Below are 14,143 nucleotides of genomic sequence, written 5' to 3'. Positions count from 1 at the left end.
TTCCTTCCAGCCCGAAGGAGAGGTCACTTCATGACGCGATGGACGTACTCGGCCGGCGCGGTCACGGCATACCCCAGCGCAGTGCCGATGCGCACCCCACGACCCACCCAGGAAACCCGCCCGGGCCGGTAATCGCCGGCCCGGCAATCGCGAGCGAAAGAAAGGACTCACATGTTGTTGCTGGGCAGCGGCGGACGGCGAAAAGGCCACACCGCCGGCAGCGACGGACTGGGCGAGGTCTCGAACCTGGCCGAGCGAGCACTGTACGACGTCGCACACGGTCGTTTCGAACGCTCGCTGTCCGGGTTGACCGCCATTGCGGCACTCGTCACGACCGCCGAAATCTACTTCGAGCACTACAAGGCGAGCTTCGGCAACAAGTGGATGTGGAGCCCGATCGTGGTGACCCCGCCGGTGGTCGTCGCCGGCATCGGCGGCGTGTTCTCGCGGCGCTGGGCCAAGCTCTGGCTGCCGATCACCGCCGGCATTTACACGGCCAACGGGCTGATGGGCGAATACCTGCACGCGCGCGGCGTCGCCCGCAAGCCGGGCGGGTGGAAACACGCGTCGTACAACGTTCCCATGGGACCGCCGATCGCGGCGCCGGGATTGATGTGCATGGTCGGAGGGATGGGGCTGCTGGCGTCGATCCTGCGCCGCGAACGGTTCCGGGATTAGCAGGAGGGGATCACTGAGATGGCCGACACCTCACGCCCCGACCACCTGCCCAACCTGCGCCCCGACGGCAAGCCGCCGCACCCTTCCTGGCTACCCAAGCAGCGCCGCGGCACCACACCGCAGATGATCGGGCGCTACCCCGATTTCGACGTGCTGGCAACCGCCGACACCTGGGACGAAGCCACCAGGAAAGTGGTGCTGGCCCGGCTCGAACCTCCCGGCCCGCTGCGGTTTTTCACCGCCGAGGAAGAGCCGTGCCTGCGCGCGTTCTGTGACACGGTGCTGGCCCAGGACGAGGAGCCGCGCGTGCCGGCGGCGGAATCCATCGACTCCAAACTCGCCGACGGGCGCCTCGATGGCTATCAGTACGCGGATATGCCCGACGACCGCGACACATGGCGCCTGGTGCTGCGCGGGCTCAATGAGATCGCCGCGGCCAAACACGGCGCCTCCTCCTTCGCCGCCGCCGGGCTGAAAACCCGCGAAGAGATCATCGGCCAGTTCTCGCAGGGCGAGTTGGAGGGTGGCGCCTGGGAGAGCCTGAACGTCAAGCGCGCCTGGTCGGTGTGCATGCGAATGACGTTGTCCGGCTTCTACTCCCACCCCTGGGCGTGGAACGAGATCGGTTTCGGCGGCCCCGCCTACCCGCGCGGGTTCATGCGCCTCGGCGGCGCCACCGGCCCCGCGGCCGCGCGCGAACCGTTCGAAACCCCCGGCGCCACCGACGAAGACCCCGTGCAGGTCGTGCAGAACGGTGAGGTGTGATGGGCGACTTCTGGCGAGGCCTGCTCAAAGGAGCCGTCGGACCCAAGGACAACGACTCGCGGTTCCTGCTCGACGTGCACTCGCGCGACCTGCCCGGCGAGAAGACCATGCGCCGCTACCGCGACGACGACGAGGTCGACCTGGTGGTCGTCGGGGCCGGCGCCGGCGGCTCGGTGCTGGCGCAGCGGCTGGCGCGCGCCGGCTGGCGGGTCGTGATCCTCGAGGCCGGCCCGTTCTGGCACCCCGACGAGGACTGGGTGTCCGACGAAGCCGGCTCCCACGCACTGTATTGGACACAGAAGCGCATCATCGGCGGTGACGACCCAATCGAGTTGGGCAAGAACAACTCCGGGCGCGGAGTGGGCGGCTCCATGGTGCACTACGCCGGCTACACCCCCCGGTTCCACCCTAGCGACTTCCAGACGTATACCCTGGACGGGGTCGGCGCCGACTGGCCCCTGCGCTATGAGGACATTCGCCGCCATTACGAACAGATCGAGCTCGAGCTTCCGGTAGCCGGGCAGAACTGGCCCTGGGGCGATCCACATCGTTACCCCTTTGCCCCGCATCCCATTTCGGGAGCGGCCGCCAAAATCTGGGAGGGCGCACTCAAGCTCGGCATCGAGATGCGGGTCGGGCCCGTCGGCATCGTCAACGGCACCTTCGGCAACCGCCCACACTGCATCTACCGCGGCTACTGTCTGCAGGGCTGCAAGGTCAACGCCAAGGCCAGCCCCTACGTCACGCACCTTCCCGATGCGCTGGCCCACGACGTTGAGATCCGCGCCAACTGCATGGCCTCGCGCATCGAACTCGACGAGACCGGCACAGCCCGGGGCGTGGTCTACTACGACGAGGTGGGCGGCAAAGAACGGCTGCAACGCGCCAAAGTTGTTGCTGTGGCCGGATATTCGATCGAAACGCCACGCCTGCTGTTGAACTCGGTCAGCGCCCGCTTCCCGAACGGGTTGGGCAACAACGACGATCAGGTCGGACGCTATGTGATGGTGCAGGGCGCCACACAATCCGCCGGCCGGTGGTCCGAGGAGGTCCGGATGTATAAGGCGCCTCCCCCGGAGGTGACGTCCGAACAGTTCTACGAGACCGACCGCTCTCGGGGGTTCGCCCGCGGCTTCTCCATCCAGACGGTGTCGCCCATGCCCATCGGCTGGGCCGAACACGTGATGGCCGACGGACACTGGGGCCGTGCCCTGCGGGAGTACATGCGCGACTACAACCACTGGGCGACCGTCGGCGTGCTCAATGAGCTGTTGGCGCTGCCGGACAATCGGGTGACGCTGGCGCAGGAGAAGGACCCGTACGGGATCCCGATCGCCCGGTTCGACTACACGCTGTGCGACAACGACAAAGCCAACATGGCTTACTCCACCAAGGTGATCGGCGACATCCTGCACGCCGCCGGCGCTCAGGATGTGCTCACCATCGAGCGTTTCGCCCACTTGATCGGCGGCGCCCGCATGGGCACCGGACCACAGAATTCGGTGGTCGACTCCGACCACCGGGTCTGGGATGTGCCGAACCTGTTTCTCGCCGACGGCTCGGTATGTCCCACCCAGGGCTCCGCTAATCCCGCGCTGACGATCATGGCGTTGGCCTCCCGGCTTGCCGAACGGATGGCCGGGGGCAAGATCGATACCGGCGTGGGGCGGGGGTCGAAGGCGGAAGCCCGTGGCTGAGCTCAAGATCGACACCGCGACCACCTTCGCCCCCCGGGTGCTGCGCGAGTATGCGCTGGTCGCCGACGGCGAGCGAGGCGCACTGATCGGGCCGCAGGGCGACGTGGCCTGGATGTGTGCGCCGCACTGGGATTCCGATGCCGTCTTCTCCAATCTCATTGGTGGCGGCGGGGTTTACGCCGTCACCCCGACCGACGTGCGGCACGTCTGGGGCGGCTACTACGAGCCGGGCAGCCTGATCTGGCGTAACCGCTGGACCACCCGCGACGGCATCGTGGAATGCCGTGACGCGCTGGCTTTTCCGGGCGATCCCGACCGCGTGGTCTTGTTGCGGCGGCTCACCGGCTGCCGCGGGACGGCGCGGGTGCGGGTGCTGCTGGCACCGAGTGCGGGATTCGGCCGGCACGCCGCCGGCAAGCCGAGCGTGGACGACGGGGTGTGGAGCGGTCGCTCGGGGCGGCTGCACTGGCGCTGGCTGGCCAATTGCGACGCGCGCCCCGTGCGCGCCGCACACGAAAAGGGCGAGCTGCTCACCTGTGAGATCACGCTCGACGAGGGCCAGCGCCACGACCTGGTGCTCGAGCTCTCCGAAAATGCCCTGGACGACCAGCCGCCCGACCCCGACATGGCCTGGGACGCCACCGCCGCCGCCTGGCAGCGCAGCGTGCCCGAGCTGAACTGCACCATCGCTGCACGCGACGGGCGTAACTCCTACGCGGTGCTGCGCGGGCTGACCAGCAGCAGCGGCGGCATGGTGGCCGCCGCCACGATGAGCCTGCCCGAACGCGCGCACTCCAACCAGAATTACGACTACCGGTATTCCTGGATCCGCGACCAGGTGTACGCCGGCATGGCCGCCGCCGCCGTCGGCACGACCGAGCTGCTGGACCAGGCGGTGGAGTTCGTCGGCGCCCGGCTGCTCGAGGACGGCCCGAACCTCAAACCCGCCTACACCGTCACCGGCGGCGCCGTGCCCGGCGAAGAAACGCTCGACCTGCCCGGTTACCCCGGCGGCTCCGACAAGATCGGCAACTGGGTCAATCAACAATTCCAGCTCGATGCCTTCGGGGAGGCGTTGCAGTTGCTGGCCAAGGCGGGTGCGGCCGACCGGCTCGACGCCGACGGCTGGCGCGCGGCGCAGACCGCGATCAAGGCGATCGAAAAGCGTTGGCGCGATCCGGATGCCGGCGTTTGGGAAATCGACAATGAACGCTGGACGCAGTCCCGCCTGGCCTGCGTGGGGGGGTTGCGCGCCATCGCGAAGCTGGCCGGCGCCGGTCCCGAGGTGACCGCGTGCGCGTCGCTGGCCGACGCGATCCTCGCCGACACCGCGTCGGAAAGCCTGCACCCACACGGGTATTGGCAACGCAGCCCCCGACTGACCGATGTCGACGCCTCGCTGCTGCTGCCGCCGGTGCGCGGGGCCGTGCCCGCCGACGACCCCCGGACCATCGCCACCCTGGACGCCGTGCGCCGGGAACTCACCGACGACGGGTTCGTCTACCGCTTCCGGCACGACGAGCGCGACCTCGGCGATGCCGAGGGCGCCTTCCTGCTCTGTGGATTCATGATGGCGCTGGCCGAACATCAACTGGGCCATGCGCATTGCGCGATGCGATGGTTCGAACGCAACCGCACCGCGTGCGGGCCCCCGGGACTGTTCTGCGAGGAATACGACGTGCGGCAGCGCCAGCTCCGCGGCAACCTTCCCCAGGCGTTCGCGCACGCGCTGATGCTGGAATGCACGGCCACCCTCACCGACGACGCCGCCCACCATGACTGATCGGGTGGTTGACACCCGGACCGAGCGAAAGGGATTTCTGCGATGACTCAGACAGTGGTGATCACCGGGGCCAGCGCCGGCATCGGCCGCGCCACCGCCCAGCAGTTCGGGCAGCGCGGCGCAAACGTCGCCCTGCTCGCCCGCGGCGCCGCCGGGCTGGAAGGCGCAGCGCGTGACGTCGAGGCCGGCGGCGGCAAGGCGTTGGCCATCCCGACCGACGTGGCCGACCACGCGGCCGTCGCCGCCGCCGCCGACGAGGCCGAAGCCGCGTTCGGTCCCATCGACGTCTGGGTCAACGTCGCCTTCACCTCGGTGTTCGCGCCGTTCAGCGAAATCAGCGCCGAGGAGTTCAAACGCGTGACCGAGGTGGCCTACCTCGGCTACGTGCACGGAACCATGGTGGCGCTGGCCAAGATGCGCCCGCGCGACCGCGGCACCATCGTGCAGGTCGGTTCCGCACTCGGGCAGCGATCCATCCCGCTGCAGTCGGCCTACTGCGGCGCCAAACACGCCATCAACGGGTTCACCGAATCGGTGCGCTGTGAGCTGTTCCACGAGGGCTCGAAGGTGCGGATCACCGTCGTCCAGATGCCCGCGGTCAACACCCCGCAATTCTCCTGGGTGCTGTCGCGGCTGCCCCGCCATCCCCAACCTGTGCCGCCCATCTATCAGCCCGAGGTCGCCGCCCGCGGCGTGCTCTACGCCGCGGATCACCCTGGGCGCAAACAGTATTGGGTCGGCGATTCCACCATGGTGACGCTGTTGGCGCAGAAGTTCGTCGCGCCCTTGCTGGACCGCTACCTCGGACGCACCGGATACGACTCGCAGCAGACCGAGGAGCACGTCAGCGCCGGCCGGCCCCACAACCTGTGGGAGCCGCTCGACCAGCAACCCGGCAGCGACCACGGCGCCCGCGGCGAGTTCGACGACGAGTCGCACGCCCACAGCCCGCAACTGTGGGCGTCGCAGCACCCGGTGGTCAGCGGCACCGGCGCGCTGGGCGCCGCCGGTGTGGGCGCATGGCTGGCGGCGCGGGCGGGCCGCCGGTGGGCGCGATGACGACAGCGGCGCGGATCGACGCGGCCATCGACGAGGTCACCGCGCAGGTCTACAAGATCCCCACCGACGCACCGGAAGCCGACGGGACCCTGGAGTGGTCGTCGACCACGCTGGTCCTGGCCGAGGTATCGGCCGCGGGCCTGCGCGGAATCGGCTACACCTACGGTGACGGCGCTGCGGCCAAGCTGATCACCGGGCCGCTCGCGGGCACGCTCACCGGACACAACGCCGTCGACACCCCCGCCTTGTGGGAGTCGATGGTCAAGGCGATGCGCAACAACGGGCGGCCGGGCTTGGTGTCGTGCGCGATCTCGGCGCTCGACACCGCGCTGTGGGACCTCAAGGGCAAGCTGCTGGGGCTGCCGGTGTGCCGACTGCTCGGCATGGCGCACCCCAAAGTGCCGATCTACGGCAGCGGTGGCTTCACCACCTACGACGAACGCGCCACCCGCGCCCAACTCGAACGCTGGGTCGACGAGTGGAAGATCCCGCGCGTCAAAATCAAGATCGGCGAATCGTGGGGCTCCGACGAGCGTCGCGATCTCGATCGAATTGCACTGGCGCGCAAAGTGATAGGGCCCGACGCTGAACTGTACGTGGACGCCAACGGGGCCTACCAACGCAAGCAGGCGATTCGGGTGGCCCACGCCATGGCCGATCACGACGTCACGTGGTTCGAGGAACCCGTCTCCTCCGACGACCTGGCCGGGCTACGGGAGGTTCGCGACCAGGTGACCCCGGACGTGACCGCCGGCGAGTACGGCTACGACCTCGCCTACTTCCATCGAATGCTGGCCGCCGGCGCGGTCGACTGCCTGCAGATCGACGTCACCCGCTGCGGGGGCATCACCGACTGGCTGCGTGCCGCCGCCGTGGCCGCCGCCTGCAACGTGGACGTCTCCGGGCACTGCGCCCCCAACCTCCACGCCCACGTCGCCACCGCCATCCCGAATCTGCGGCACCTGGAGTACTTCCACGATCATCACCGCATCGAACACATGCTTTTCGAGGGCGCGCTGTCGCCCGAGGGCGGCGCCTTGCGGCCGGATCAGCACCGCCCCGGGTTCGGCCTGGAGTTCAAACACAGCGACGCCGACCAATACCGGGTGGCCTGATCAACCCGGCCGGAAGCGGGAATCGATACGCCAGGATTTTCACGAAAGCGATTGGAGAGCAGGGCCCAATGACAACGAACTCCGACGACGAAGCGGTGAAGCGCCACGAGGCGCTCATGCGTGACGTCGTCGAGGAAACCGACCTCAGTGCGATCGACTCGGTGCTGGGTCTCGGCGATCCGCAGCGCGTCGGCCGGTACCGGTTTTTTCTGGACGGCCATCGCTGGGAATGGTCGGACGCGGTGGCGCGCATGCACGGCTACAAACCGGGACAGGTGCAACCCACCACGGAATTGCTGCTGCAACACAAGCACCCCGATGACCGCGAACGGGTCGCGGCCGTGCTCACGCGGGTGATGAAAGGGAAACCGTTCAGCAGCCGCCACCGCATCATCGACACCGGCGGGCGCACCCACTGCGTCGTCGTCGCCGGCGATCGGATGGTCGATGACACCGGTGCGCTGGCCGGCACGTCCGGCTTCTACATCGACGTCACCGACTCGCTGCACACCGATATCACCAATGTGCTCTCGGCGGTCGCCGACGCCCGGGCCCGCATCGAGCAGGCCAAGGGCGTGCTGATGACCGCCTACGGCATCTCTCCCGAGCGCGCGTTCGACATTCTGGTGTGGCGCTCCCAGGAGGAAAACCTCAAGGTGCGCGACGTCGCGGGCCGATTCCTGGACGCCGTGGCCAGCAAGGCGTCACCGGAAACGCAAAGCCAGGTGGACCAGGCGCTGCTGACCCTCGGCTAGGACCGCGCCAGGGTCGGATGGCGCGGCTCCTCCTCCGGCCCTCAACCGCCCGGCATCGTCGCCCCGCTAGACCGGATGGCGCGGCTCCTCCTCCGGCCGTCAACCGCCCGGCATCGTCGCCCCGCTAGGGTCGGGCCGGTGGCGCACCTACTCGGAGCCGAGGCCGTACACCTCGAATACCCGACCCAGGTGGTGTTCGGGTCGATCACGCTCGGCGTCAACGACGGAGCGCGGATCGGCATCGTCGGGCGCAACGGCGATGGCAAGTCCAGCCTGCTGCGGCTGCTCACCGGCCAGCAACAGCCCGACTCCGGCCGGGTCACCCGACGCAGCGGGCTGCGGGTCGGCGCGCTGAGCCAGGCCGACACCCTGGACCCGGACCACACGGTGGGCTGGTGTCTGGTCGGCGACGCCGCCGAGCACCAGTGGGCCGGTGACCCCCGGGTGCGCGACGTGGTCGCGGGGCTGGTCTCCGATATCGCTTGGGACGCAACGGTTGCCACGCTGTCCGGCGGCCAGCGGCGGCGTGTACAGCTGGCCAGGTTGCTGGTGGGTGAATGGGATGTCATCGCGCTCGACGAGCCCACCAACCATCTGGACATCGAGGGAATCACGTGGCTGGCCGGCCACGTGAAGGCGCGCTGGGCGCGCAACACCGGCGGGCTGCTGCTGGTCACCCACGACCGCTGGTTCCTCGACGAGGTCGCCACCACGACGTGGGAGGTGCACGACGGCATCGTCGAACCCTTCGACGGCGGGTATGCGGCGTACGTGCTGCAGCGCGTCGAGCGGGACCGGATGGCCGCTGTCGCCGAAGCCAAGCGGCAAAACCTGATGCGCAAGGAGCTGGCGTGGCTGCGTCGCGGCGCCCCGGCGCGGACGTCGAAGCCCAAGTTCCGGATCGAGGCCGCCAACCAGCTGATCGCCGACGTGCCGCCGCTGCGCAACACCGTCGAGCTGGCCAAGCTGGCCACCGCGCGGCTCGGCAAGGACGTGATCGACCTGCTCGACGTGTCGGTCGGGTTTGACGGACGGCCGGTGTTGCGCGACATCGAGTGGCGGATCGCCCCGGGCGAGCGCACCGGCATCGTCGGGGCCAACGGCGCCGGGAAATCGACGCTGCTGGGGTTGATCGACGGCACGATCACGCCCGATGCCGGGCGCGTCAAGCGCGGCAAGACGGTACGGCTGGCGGTGCTCGACCAGCAAGGCGATGCGCTAGCGGCGGTCGAGGACGATCGGATCGCCGACGTGCTCGGCGGGCTGCGCGGCGGCTACGAGGTCGACGGCCGTGACGTGACCCCGGCCCAGCTTTTGGAGCGCCTCGGCTTCGGACGCGGCCAGCTGTCCGCTCGCGTGGCGGATCTCTCCGGCGGCGAGCGGCGGCGGCTGCAGCTGATGCTCACCCTGCTGTCCGAGCCCAATGTGTTGCTGCTCGACGAGCCGACCAACGACGTCGACACCGACACCCTGGCCGCCATGGAGGATCTGCTCGACTCCTGGGCGGGCACGCTCATCGTCGTCTCGCACGACCGCTATCTACTCGAGCGGGTCACCGATCAGCAGTACGCGGTGCTTGACGGCCGGTTACGGCACCTGCCCGGCGGCGTCGACGAATACCTGCGGCTGGCCGAGCGGCGAACGGTTAAGGCGACCACCGGAGAACCGCGGCCGCCCCGGACGTCGTGGCCATCGGAGCCGTCGCAGCCGGCGATGTCCGGTGCCCAGCGCCGTGCCGCCGAGAAAGAGCTGGCCGCCGCCGATCGCCAGCTGGTGCGACTGGCCGACCGGATCAAGGACAAACACGACGAACTCGCCGCGCACGACCAGTCCGACCATGTCGGCATCACCCGGCTCACCCAGGAGCTGCGCGCGCTCGAAGACGAGGTCGCCGCCACCGAGGGCCGCTGGCTGGAGCTTTCGGAGCAGCTCGAATAGCCCTGAACGGCACCGGATTACGCGATCAATGCCAGCGCAGCAGTACCAGTTCGGAACCGAAGCCGGGCCCCGTGGCGATCATCAGCCCGGGGCTCCCGGCGGGCGGCGGTTTGGCGATGGTGTCGCGCAGGATGTGCAGCACCGACGCGGACGAGAGGTTGGCGATCTCGCCGAGCGAGCGCCAGGTCAGCTCGTGCGCCTCCGGCGGCAGCTCGAGGCACTTGGCGATGGTGTTGATGACTTTGGGGCCGCCGGGGTGCGTCACCCAGGCGCCGACGTCGTCCTTGGTCAGCTGATGCGCGGCGAGGAACCGGGTCACATCGTCGGCCAGGTACCGCTCGATGACAGTGGGCAGTTCCGGAGACATCACCAGCTGAATCCCGGCCGAGCCGACGTTCCAGCCCATGATGTGCAGCGATTCCGGGTACAGCCGGCTGCGCGAGTCGAGGATGTCGGGTCCGGCCGAACTCAGTTGCTCGGCGCGACGGTCGCCGACGGCGACCACTGCGGCGGCGCCATCGCCGAACATCGCGGTCCCGACCAGGCCCGATACGGTCGGTCCGACCGCGGGGAAGGTCAGCGAGCACAGCTCGACCGACACCAGCGCGGCGACGCCGTCGGGCGCGCCGCGCAGGTAATCGTGCAGCCTGCCCACTCCCGCTGCCCCACCGGCGCAGCCCAGTCCGAACAGCGGCACCCGGCGCACGTCTGGGCGCAGGCCGAGACGACCGACGATCCGGGCGTCCAGCGAGGGCACCGCGATGCCGGTGACGGTCGTGGTGACGATCGTGTCGATGTCCCGCGGGCCCAGCCCCGCCTCGTCGAGGGCGCCCAGCAGGGCGTCGCAGCCCAGTTCCACGGCCTTGTCGATGAAGATTTCGTTGGCCTCGCCGAAGTCGGTCAGCGCGCGGTACCGGTCGAGCGGCAGCACGAAGTGGCGGCTGTTGACCTTGGCGGCGGCGTGCAGGCGCCGGACGATCTCTTCGTGTTCCTTCAACGCGGGCAACTCGACGATCTGGTCGGTGATTTCGCGTTGGGTGTAGCGATGCGGCGGCAAAGCGCCGAACACACCCGCGATGACGCTCATGCTCTACTCTCTTGATTGCCAACCAGCGTGAATAGGATTCCGCGTAATGCCGGAAGTTTATGCGGTTGGGTAAACTCTTGCAAAGGTTTCCGGTATTCGACACATGTCTGATTATGTCCGCGCGGAGTTCGCGTAATCATGTCCGGCAGCGGGGAATTCGTCATTCGTTATCTTCGTCTTCCACCGAATTGAGCGCCATGGCGATTAAGTCGGCCGGGCTCAAAGAGTCGATATCGTCGCCACTGATACCAGGGTCATTTGCGTCACCGGCGGGCGTTTCCGCCAAACCGGCGAGTAATAGGAGTTTGTCGAGCAATCCCGTCCTGCGAAGCTCACCCACGGGAATCTTCCTCAGGGCGGACCACAGCTTTTCGTCGTCGGATTCCTCGCGGTCGTCATGGAACAGTTGGCGGCGGAGATGATCGGCCAGCGCGGCCGGGGTCGGGTAGTCGAAGATCAACGTTCGTGACAACGCCGTCCCGGTACGCGTAGTGAGGCGGTTGCGCAGTTCGACCCCGATCAGCGAGTCGAATCCGAGGTCGCCGAAGGCGCGGTCGTGGTCGATCGCGTGGCCGCCCGGATGCCCCAGGACGGCGGCCGCGTGTTCGCACACCAACTCGACCAGCACGCGCTGCTGTTCGTCGCGCGGCAGGCCGTGCAGCTGGCGGGCCAAGTCGGGTGAGCGCGTGACGGTGGCGGCCGGGCCGCCCACTTCCCCTGACCCGCCCGGCCCGGCGCCGAGCCAGAACCTTTCTCGCGCAAAGCCATACGTCGGCAAATCAACCCGCCGGGCGTTGAGGCCGGCGAAGACGCCCGCCCAGTCGATTCCAAGCCCGCGGGCGAACAGCTGTCCGGCCGCACCCAGGATCGACTCCGCCTCGGGGCGGTCTTTGGGCATGGTGGCCAGCGACACCGCCCGCTCGGTGCTCAGCGACTGGTCCACCGCGGCCGTCAACGCCGCGCCAGGACCGAGCTCCAGGAAGATCGCCGCGCCGTCCGCCTCGGCGGCGCAAACCCCCTCGAAGAAGCGCACCGGCTGGCGCACATGGTCCACCCAGTACTGTGCCGACCCGTAGTCGCCATCGGCCAGCCGCCCGGTCACATTCGATACGAGCGCGACCCGCGGGCGCCGCGGTTCGATACCTGTTGCCGCCGTGGAGAATTCGGCCAGCATGGGTTCCATCAGCGGCGAATGGAACGCGTGCGAGACCGCCAACCGGTGCACGCGCCGCCCGGATTGCGCCAGCCGGTCCGCCAGTGCCCTCACCGGTGTCTGCTCGCCGGACAGCACCACCGATTGCGGGCCGTTGACCGCCGCGATGCTCACCCCGCCGTCCATCAGCGCGGCCACCTCGGCCTCATCGGCGCCGACGGCCATCATCACCCCGCCGGCCGGCAGCCCCGCCATCAACCGGCCTCGCGCCGCCACCAGTCGCGCCGCATCAGGCAGCGGCAGCACCCCGGCCACGCACGCCGCGGCGATCTCCCCCACCGAATGACCCATCACCACATCCGGTGTGACCCCGAAGGATTCCCACAACGCCGCCAGCGCGATCCCCAGCACGAACAACGCCGGCTGGGCAAACTCAGTGCTCTGCAACAACTCCGGGTCCGCGCCCCACATCACCTCGCGCAGCGGCAACCGCACATGCCGATCTACCGCATCGGTGGCCTGATCGAAGGCGCGGGCGAACACCTCGAAGCGGTCATAGAGTTGGCGGCCCATCCCGAGCCACTGCGAGCCCTGGCCCGGAAAGGCGAACACCGTCCTGCCCGGCGATGCGGCCCGGGCCACCGTCACACCCGAATGCGGCTCTCCCGTCGCCAGCGCCGCCAATGCCGTTGCGAGCGCGTCACGATCGCTCCCCACCACGACCGCGCGGTGTTCGAAGGTCGCCCGGGTGCTGACCAACGACCAGGCCACGTCGAGCGGGGCGAGATCCGCCTGCTCGGTCAGGTAGGCCGACAACCGCTGCGCCTGGTTGTTGAGCGCGCGCTCGGATCGGCCCGAAAGTACCCAGGGCACCGCGTGGTCTGAGGCCGCTCGCGCCGCATCGGGTCGGGCGGGCGGCTGTTCCACGACGACGTGCGCGTTGGTCCCGCCCATACCGAACGAGGACACCCCGGCCCGCCGCGGGTGGCCCGTGGACGGCCACGGCATCATCGCGGTATTGACTTGCAGCCCAAGGCTATTCAGATCGATTTCGAGATCCGCGCCGGCGTGGTTGAGGCTTGGCGGGATCTTCGAATGGCGGATCGCCAGGACGGCCTTGAGCAGGCCCGCCACGCCGGCGGCCCCACCGGTATGGCCGATGTTGGTCTTCACCGATCCCACCCGCACCGGATCGTGTGCGCGCCCGCGGAATACCTCGCCCAGCGCCTGCGCTTCGATAGCGTCGCCCACCTTGGTTCCCGTGCCGTGGGCCTCGACGTAGTCGATGTCCGCCGCGTCGAGGCTGGCATCGGCGAGCGCACGGCGGATCACGGCGGCCTCACCGAGTGCCGACGGCACGGTCTGGCCGGGGGTGCTGTGCCCGGCGTTGGCGACGGCGCTGCCCCGAATGACGGCGTGGATGCGGTCGCCGTCGTCCAGGGCCGCGGCCAGGGGCTTGAGCAGCACCAGTCCTGCGCCCTCACCGCGCACGTAACCGTCGGCGCGCCGATCGAAGGCGTAGGTGTGGCCCGATACCGACACGGCACCGAATTCCCGTTCCAGCATGGCGATTTCGTCCGCGAGGTTGAGGTGTACCCCGCCGGCGATGGCCAGCGACGATTGCCCGGTCCGGACGCTTTCGCAGCCGAGGTGCACGGCGACCAGCGACGAGGACTGGCCGGAGTCGACGGTCATGCTGGGTCCCTGCAGCCCGAACGCGTACGAGATCCTGTTGGCGATCATCGTCCGGCTGATGCCGGTGAACGTGTGGTGGTCGAGGTTGTCGGCGAGATCGCGCAGCGTCAGGGCGGCATAGTCATCCGTCATCGCCCCGAGGTACACCGAGACCGGCTCGCCGCGCAGCGTTTCCGGCACGACGAAGGCGTTCTCGAACAGCTCCCAGGTCAGTTCGAGGGCCAGTCGTTGCCGCGGGTCCATCGCGCACGCCTCGCGCGGCGACAGGTTGAAGAAGTCGGCGTCGAATTGCTCCGCTTCTCCGGCGAATTGGGTGTACTCCCGCCCGTCGCTGATGAGCTGCCACAGGGACTCGGGGTTTGGCGCGCCGGGGAATTTGCACGCCAGCCCGATGATCGCTACGTGTGTCGAGGGCACC

The 14,143-nt window shown here is 68.8% G+C and carries 10 protein-coding genes; 8 read left to right on the top strand and 2 right to left on the bottom strand.

Going from position 1 to position 14,143, the window contains the following annotated elements; all coding sequences use genetic code 11:
* Positions 1 to 171: 171 nt before the first annotated feature.
* From ACZ50Z_RS06850 to ACZ50Z_RS06815, 8 genes are all read left to right on the top strand, one after another.
* Positions 172 to 678, top strand: coding sequence for a hypothetical protein (locus ACZ50Z_RS06850; RefSeq protein ID WP_464482859.1), 507 nt, complete (start codon positions 172 to 174; stop codon positions 676 to 678).
* Positions 679 to 696: 18 nt separating this feature from the next.
* Positions 697 to 1,443: a gluconate 2-dehydrogenase subunit 3 family protein gene (locus ACZ50Z_RS06845; RefSeq protein WP_464482858.1), complete on the top strand. Its 747-nt coding sequence runs from the start codon at positions 697 to 699 to the stop codon at positions 1,441 to 1,443.
* The gene (locus ACZ50Z_RS06840) at positions 1,443 to 3,140 is read left to right on the top strand and encodes a GMC family oxidoreductase (RefSeq protein ID WP_464482857.1); all 1,698 of its coding nucleotides are present in this window, start codon (positions 1,443 to 1,445) and stop codon (positions 3,138 to 3,140) included. The genes ACZ50Z_RS06845 and ACZ50Z_RS06840 overlap by 1 nt, the downstream gene beginning before the upstream one ends.
* Entirely contained in the window at positions 3,133 to 4,923 is a 1,791-nt protein-coding gene (locus ACZ50Z_RS06835) for a glycoside hydrolase family 15 protein (protein ID WP_464482856.1), read from the top strand. The genes ACZ50Z_RS06840 and ACZ50Z_RS06835 overlap by 8 nt, the downstream gene beginning before the upstream one ends.
* A 42-nt stretch (positions 4,924 to 4,965) precedes the next feature.
* On the top strand, positions 4,966 to 5,982 hold the full coding sequence (locus tag ACZ50Z_RS06830; RefSeq protein ID WP_464482855.1) for an SDR family oxidoreductase: 1,017 nt from the start codon (positions 4,966 to 4,968) through the stop codon (positions 5,980 to 5,982).
* Complete coding sequence (locus ACZ50Z_RS06825; RefSeq protein ID WP_464482854.1) at positions 5,943 to 7,097, top strand: enolase C-terminal domain-like protein; 1,155 nt, start codon at positions 5,943 to 5,945, stop codon at positions 7,095 to 7,097. The genes ACZ50Z_RS06830 and ACZ50Z_RS06825 overlap by 40 nt, the downstream gene beginning before the upstream one ends.
* Before the next feature lie 68 nt (positions 7,098 to 7,165).
* On the top strand, positions 7,166 to 7,852 hold the full coding sequence (locus ACZ50Z_RS06820) for an ANTAR domain-containing protein (protein ID WP_464482853.1): 687 nt from the start codon (positions 7,166 to 7,168) through the stop codon (positions 7,850 to 7,852).
* A 138-nt stretch (positions 7,853 to 7,990) separates the two neighbouring features.
* Complete coding sequence (locus ACZ50Z_RS06815; protein ID WP_464482852.1) at positions 7,991 to 9,790, top strand: ABC-F family ATP-binding cassette domain-containing protein; 1,800 nt, start codon at positions 7,991 to 7,993, stop codon at positions 9,788 to 9,790.
* Positions 9,791 to 9,815: 25 nt separating this feature from the next.
* Here the strand turns inward: ACZ50Z_RS06815 and ACZ50Z_RS06810 are convergent, their stop codons facing one another.
* Both ACZ50Z_RS06810 and ACZ50Z_RS06805 read right to left on the bottom strand, forming a co-directional pair.
* Positions 9,816 to 10,877: a type III polyketide synthase gene (locus ACZ50Z_RS06810; RefSeq protein WP_464482851.1), complete on the bottom strand. Its 1,062-nt coding sequence runs from the start codon at positions 10,875 to 10,877 to the stop codon at positions 9,816 to 9,818.
* Positions 10,878 to 11,037: 160 nt separating this feature from the next.
* Positions 11,038 to 14,142 carry a type I polyketide synthase gene (locus ACZ50Z_RS06805; RefSeq protein ID WP_464482850.1) on the bottom strand — a complete coding sequence of 1,035 codons (3,105 nt, stop codon included), beginning with the start codon at positions 14,140 to 14,142 and terminating at the stop codon, positions 11,038 to 11,040.
* Position 14,143: the final 1 nt, after the last annotated feature.

It is taken from the genome of Mycobacterium sp. NTMscope_MAC_269 (genome assembly GCF_976985695.1).
The sequence above is the reverse complement of the archived record's forward strand: the minus strand, read 5'-3'. Positions and strand labels throughout refer to the sequence as shown.

What these genes read in the sequence shown, in the direction of transcription:
- ACZ50Z_RS06850 (WP_464482859.1), top strand. Translation starts at nt 172, where the DNA reads ATGTTGTTGCTGGGCAGCGGCGGACGGCGAAAAGGCCACACCGCCGGC.
- ACZ50Z_RS06845 (WP_464482858.1), top strand. Translation starts at nt 697, where the DNA reads ATGGCCGACACCTCACGCCCCGACCACCTGCCCAACCTGCGCCCCGAC.
- ACZ50Z_RS06840 (WP_464482857.1), top strand. Translation starts at nt 1,443, where the DNA reads ATGGGCGACTTCTGGCGAGGCCTGCTCAAAGGAGCCGTCGGACCCAAG.
- ACZ50Z_RS06830 (WP_464482855.1), top strand. Translation starts at nt 4,966, where the DNA reads ATGACTCAGACAGTGGTGATCACCGGGGCCAGCGCCGGCATCGGCCGC.
- ACZ50Z_RS06825 (WP_464482854.1), top strand. Translation starts at nt 5,943, where the DNA reads ATGGCTGGCGGCGCGGGCGGGCCGCCGGTGGGCGCGATGACGACAGCG.
- ACZ50Z_RS06820 (WP_464482853.1), top strand. Translation starts at nt 7,166, where the DNA reads ATGACAACGAACTCCGACGACGAAGCGGTGAAGCGCCACGAGGCGCTC.
- ACZ50Z_RS06810 (WP_464482851.1), bottom strand. Translation starts at nt 10,877, where the DNA reads ATGAGCGTCATCGCGGGTGTGTTCGGCGCTTTGCCGCCGCATCGCTAC.